The 4819-nt window shown below is 44.5% G+C and carries 5 protein-coding genes; all 5 read left to right on the forward strand.

The features are described 5' to 3' along the window. Positions 1-51 precede the first annotated feature (51 nt). Complete coding sequence (locus CAG68_RS06855; RefSeq protein ID WP_005377723.1) at positions 52-270, forward strand: hypothetical protein; 219 nt, start codon at positions 52-54, stop codon at positions 268-270. A gap of 324 nt (positions 271-594) precedes the next feature. After that, the gene (locus CAG68_RS06860; protein WP_005389081.1) at positions 595-1359 is read left to right on the forward strand and encodes an ABC transporter ATP-binding protein; all 765 of its coding nucleotides are present in this window, start codon (positions 595-597) and stop codon (positions 1357-1359) included. Between the two features lie 11 nt (positions 1360-1370). Continuing rightward, entirely contained in the window at positions 1371-2255 is an 885-nt protein-coding gene (locus CAG68_RS06865) for an iron-siderophore ABC transporter substrate-binding protein (protein WP_005377718.1), read from the forward strand. Next, positions 2252-4228 (forward strand): Fe(3+)-hydroxamate ABC transporter permease FhuB, encoded by a 1977-nt coding sequence (gene fhuB, locus CAG68_RS06870; protein ID WP_161440958.1) that lies wholly within the window; start codon positions 2252-2254, stop codon positions 4226-4228. The genes CAG68_RS06865 and fhuB overlap by 4 nt, the downstream gene beginning before the upstream one ends. A gap of 200 nt (positions 4229-4428) precedes the next feature. Next, positions 4429-4819: TonB-dependent receptor plug domain-containing protein (locus tag CAG68_RS06875; RefSeq protein ID WP_161440959.1), on the forward strand; the 391-nt coding region annotated here is incomplete at its 3' end.

The raw sequence follows: 4819 nt of genomic DNA on the forward strand, positions 1-4819 counted from the left end.
ATATTTAAACAATACTGTTTTTATATACAGTAATAAGTTTGGAGGTGAAGTATGTTGTGGGAAACCCTTGAAAGAGTAAACCGCTTACGCCAACAAGCACTTGCAAATCCTGAGTTTGTTGAGTCAGCAAAAGAGCACGAACAAGCACTTCAGGAGCAAGAATACCATTATCAAACTAAGAAAAAGCGTTCAGCCAAAGACAAACAAGGTAAAAAGTCGCTGGCCGATATCTATAAAGAAGTAGAGTTTGGCGCTGACGCTCGTCATTAATGTATTCACTGCGGCATTTTTCATTTCTTCATACGCTGCAGTATTCGTTCAAATTTATTCGAGAGCAGTGGGAGACCGCTGCTCTCGTTGACCTGCCTATAATTTACTAATGAAGTTCAGCTGAGCAAATTATCACTAACACTTAGCAATTCTCTCAATGATCTTGTTGATGTAATGATAATGACAACGGTTTGCATTTGTATCTTTGTTGTTATATAAAACCTCCCTTATTAATCGTTCTGTTGAATAAGAACGGCAAACGTGATCAACGAATGAGAGCTTTGAATAACTGTTATTCGTAAATGGCTATTAGGTGAAGTAGGGATGTTGGAAGCTAAAGCACTCCAGTTTGAGATTGAAGGCAAGTCATTGCTAAAAGCGTTTGATGTGACATTTGAACCCGGAAAAACATACGCCCTTGTTGGACACAATGGTTCAGGAAAATCCACATTGTTAAAGTTGCTGGCACAGCAACAGCAATACACAGCTGGTGACGTGGTTCTGCATGGAACGAGCATTAACGATCTCTCAGCGAAAAAATTCGCCCAACACATTGCCTACTTGCCTCAGCATCTTCCGGTGACCGACAGTATTTTAGGTCGAGATTTAGTCGGTTTTGGTCGTTATCCATGGCATGGTTTACTTGGACGTTTGAGTAAGAAAGATCACGACATTGTTGAAGAAGCAATGGCGATGACAGGCACACTAAAATACGCAGATCGCTTAGTGGACACGTTATCTGGAGGAGAGCGTCAACGTGTGTGGCTAGCTATGCTGTTAGCCCAAAAAACCGAGTATTTGCTTCTTGATGAGCCTTTGTCTGCGCTAGATATCAGCCATCAAGTCGATATGTTGAAGCTTATCTCTAAACTCAGTCAAGAACTGGGTTTGGGCGTTATTATCGTATTACACGACATCAACTTGGCTGCACGATTTTGCGACTACATCGTTGCATTACATCAAGGTGATTTGATTGCACAAGGCAATGTTGAACAGGTGTTTACTGAACCTAAGTTGAGGGACATATATGGGATAGAGATGATGATCTCTGACCACCCCGCGGGTTATCCGGTGGCGATGCCAAGCTAAAGGTTGGAATAATGAGCAGTACAAACACTCGACTTAAACATTTCTCTTTCGCTCTCTCACTTAGTGCGCTTTTGGTCAGTTCTTTTCAAGCACTAGCTGACGCATCACCTCGGGTGATGTCGGTTGATTGGACACAAACTGAAACGATGTTGGCTTTAGGGGTCGTACCTGTAGGCGTTGCTCAAGGGCAAGATTACGATGCTTGGGTAAAATCGCCACCGTTACCACCTCAAACTAAGGATGTAGGGTTAAGAACTCAACCCAATATAGAGCGCATTTACGAGCTCAGACCTGATCGTATTTTTATTGCCCCGTACTTTTCCTCAATGAAGCATCGCTTAGTTGATATCGCCCCGGTTACCACCATTGACTTATATGAAAGCGGAATTACGGATTGGTCGGTACTTACCAGTTTCACTCGGAGGTTTGGTGAAGAGCTGGGAAGAGAGGCGGAAGCAGAGGCGCTTATCCAACAATATGAAAAACGTTTGTCTTTATTAAAACAGCGTATAAATAAAGGCCAGCCGCCACTACTAATGATTCAGTTTATGGATACAAAGCACGTACGTGTTTTTGGTCAAAATAGTCTTTACTCTCAGGCTATCGAAAAGATTGGGCTGAGTAATGCATGGAATGAAAAGACGAATAGCTGGGGCTTTAGCCTAGTTGGCATCGACAAGTTAGCTGGCATAAAAGCTCAAATTGTTATCGTAGAGCCATTACCTTACGGTGGAGCGGAGCAGCTCTCTCAAGACCCATTTTGGCAATATGTTGTTCAACAATCTGGTGAAAAGGTCATGCAAGTCGCGCCCGTTTGGAGTTTTGGTTCTATGCCTTCAGCCCTCCGTTTCGCAGAGTTAGTTACGGCGAGTAAGGTCGAGGAGTTAACACAATGAAAACGATGCCTTTAAGCTTTGTGGTGTTACTTTCGGCATTTACCTTTTCTATTGGTGCTTTCCAATTGTACCAAGTAAGCTCATTTTCGTTAGCTCTAAGCAGTTTATGGGAGCCTAACTTTCAATCTATCGATTCTGTTTTACTTCACTTTAGCTGGTGGCCTCGAGTCTTCACCACGATTATATCTGGTGCTGGATTAGCGGTTGCTGGGGTATTGATGCAGCAAGTGCTGCGTAACCCTCTCGCTTCACCCACGACACTTGGTGTGGCGAGCGGTTCAAGTTTTGCTTTGATGTTAGCTACGCTATTCGCACCTTGGATGTTGGATATCGCGCCTAATTTGGTTGCTCTCATCGGCGGTCTGATATCGATGGGGTTGGTGATGCTGTTGTCATGGCGACGAGCGTTATCTCCAACGGTTGTCGTCGTTTCTGGGTTAGTGATAAACCTGTACTTTGCATCATTAAGTACGGTTATTCTGATGATGAATACCGAAAAGCTGAATGGGTTAATGATATGGGGAGCCGGTTCGCTTGTTCAGAGTGGATGGGGAGATTTCTCGTATCTTGCCCCTCGAATCGCACTTGCTACGGTCGTTGCATTTGTGATTGCAAAGCCGTTAAGTCTGTTGGAACTCTCCGAGCAAGGTGCCAAGAGTTTAGGTGTCTCGCTAGCTAAGTTGCGTTTTGTCTGTCTTGGGCTTGCGGTGTTAATCACTTCTTGGGTGGTTTCTGCCGTAGGAATCATCGGTTTCATCGGGTTAGCGGCGCCAGCGATTACTCGATTGATAGGTATCAATAAAATCCAGCATAAGCTTTGGGTATCAATGCTGATTGGTGCCATGTTATTGACTTTAACCGATTTGGTTATTCAGCAACTGCCAGGGATAATGGCGAGTTTTATACCAACGGGAGCAGCAACCGCTGCACTGGGCGCTCCGCTACTGTTATGGCTGTTACCTCGTTTATCACAAAAGACGCAGGGCCATACTCAAACAGTGTTAACTCGACACCGTCAACATGTTTATAAGCTAAACCCTAAAGCGATCTCATTGGCGTTGATCGGCACGTTAATTTCTGTTGTTCTTTTTGCCACGGTTGCTGTGCAAAATGAAGGGTGGACAAATTTATTTGCTAGCCAAAATTGGATTTTTTTGGAATGGCGCGCACCTAGATTATTTGCAGCAGCAATTGCGGGGGCAATGTTAGCGATTGCTGGAACCATGATTCAACGCCTAAGTGGAAACCCAATGGCAAGTCCTGAAGTGATCGGTATCAGTTCAGGGACAGCGATGGGATTGATCATCGCGATGTTTACTGGGTTTGGTTCGTCAATTTTCACTCTTTCTCTAGGCGGGCTCGTAGGCGCATTAGCGACGGTATTAGTCATTGTGCTGCTAAACCGTAAGTCAGGCTTTCAGCCGGAGCGTATTTTGTTGACTGGTATTGCAATAACCGCACTGATGAATGCAATACAGAGCTTTATTCTAGCCACTGGTGACCCAAGAAGTTATCAAGCATTGGCTTGGTTGTCTGGGTCTACCTACTATGTTTCGGTTGAAACGTTACTCCCATTGTCCTTATCTGCGCTTGTCTTTATAGGGTTGAGTTTTCTCTGCGTAAGATGGCTAGATATTCTTCCTGTCGGTGCCGCTTCCTCTAAAGCACTTGGAATTCGAGTTGATCGTTCACGCGCAATACTGCTTCTTTTAGTTGCTTGTCTCACGGTCAGTGCGACATTGGTTGTTGGCCCGATTAGCTTTGTTGGGTTGTTGGCTCCGCATTTAGCTCGCTTATTTGGTTTTAACAAAGCGTCACAACACATGTTATGCGCCGCGATACTGGGGGCAGGGGTGATGTTGTTGGCTGATTGGTTGGGACGACAGATCCTTTACCCGCAAGAAATACCAACAGGGCTTATGGCGTCTCTCATTGGCGGTTTGTATTTAATGTGGGGTTTACGCCGCTTATAGAAATGAGCTAAGCCTCAACCAAGAAAGTACTTATACAAATAAGCACTCGTAGTGGCATTCGTAACCTATGCGAGTGCTTTATGCAAAACCTCTGGTTTGTCTTTTACGGAAACAACTGGCGATGCCGTAACTCGCTTTTCTTTCAGCGGTCGCTGAAGTCATGAAGGGTTGGTTTGGCTGCCGACAAAAAGGAGAAGAATATGACTCGGCAGTTTATGCTGACACCAACGTCGATGGCGGTTGTATTAGCTTTATCAACGCCAAATGTCTTGGCTCAGGAAGATGAAAATATAGTTGTGATTGGACAGCAGCAAGACAGTGCAGTTGGTCCTGATTTTAGTTATCTCGGAGCGAAGAGTCGGGCAGCGACGAAAACTGATATTGCTATCAATGAGACTCCAAGAGCGGTGTCTGTTGTTACGCGAGAGCAAATGGATGATCGTGCCTCTATTAGCATTTCTGACGCACTACAGTACACACCAAGCATTCAAACTAATTATTTCGGCGAAGATAACAAGCAAGATTGGTTTATTATTCGTGGTTTTAAACAGGCGAACAGTGGGTTGTATCAAGATGGTACCCGTTTATATT

This window comes from Vibrio sp. V42_P2S4T144 (assembly GCF_009904715.1).
Taxonomy (GTDB): Bacteria; Pseudomonadota; Gammaproteobacteria; order Enterobacterales; family Vibrionaceae; genus Vibrio; species Vibrio alginolyticus.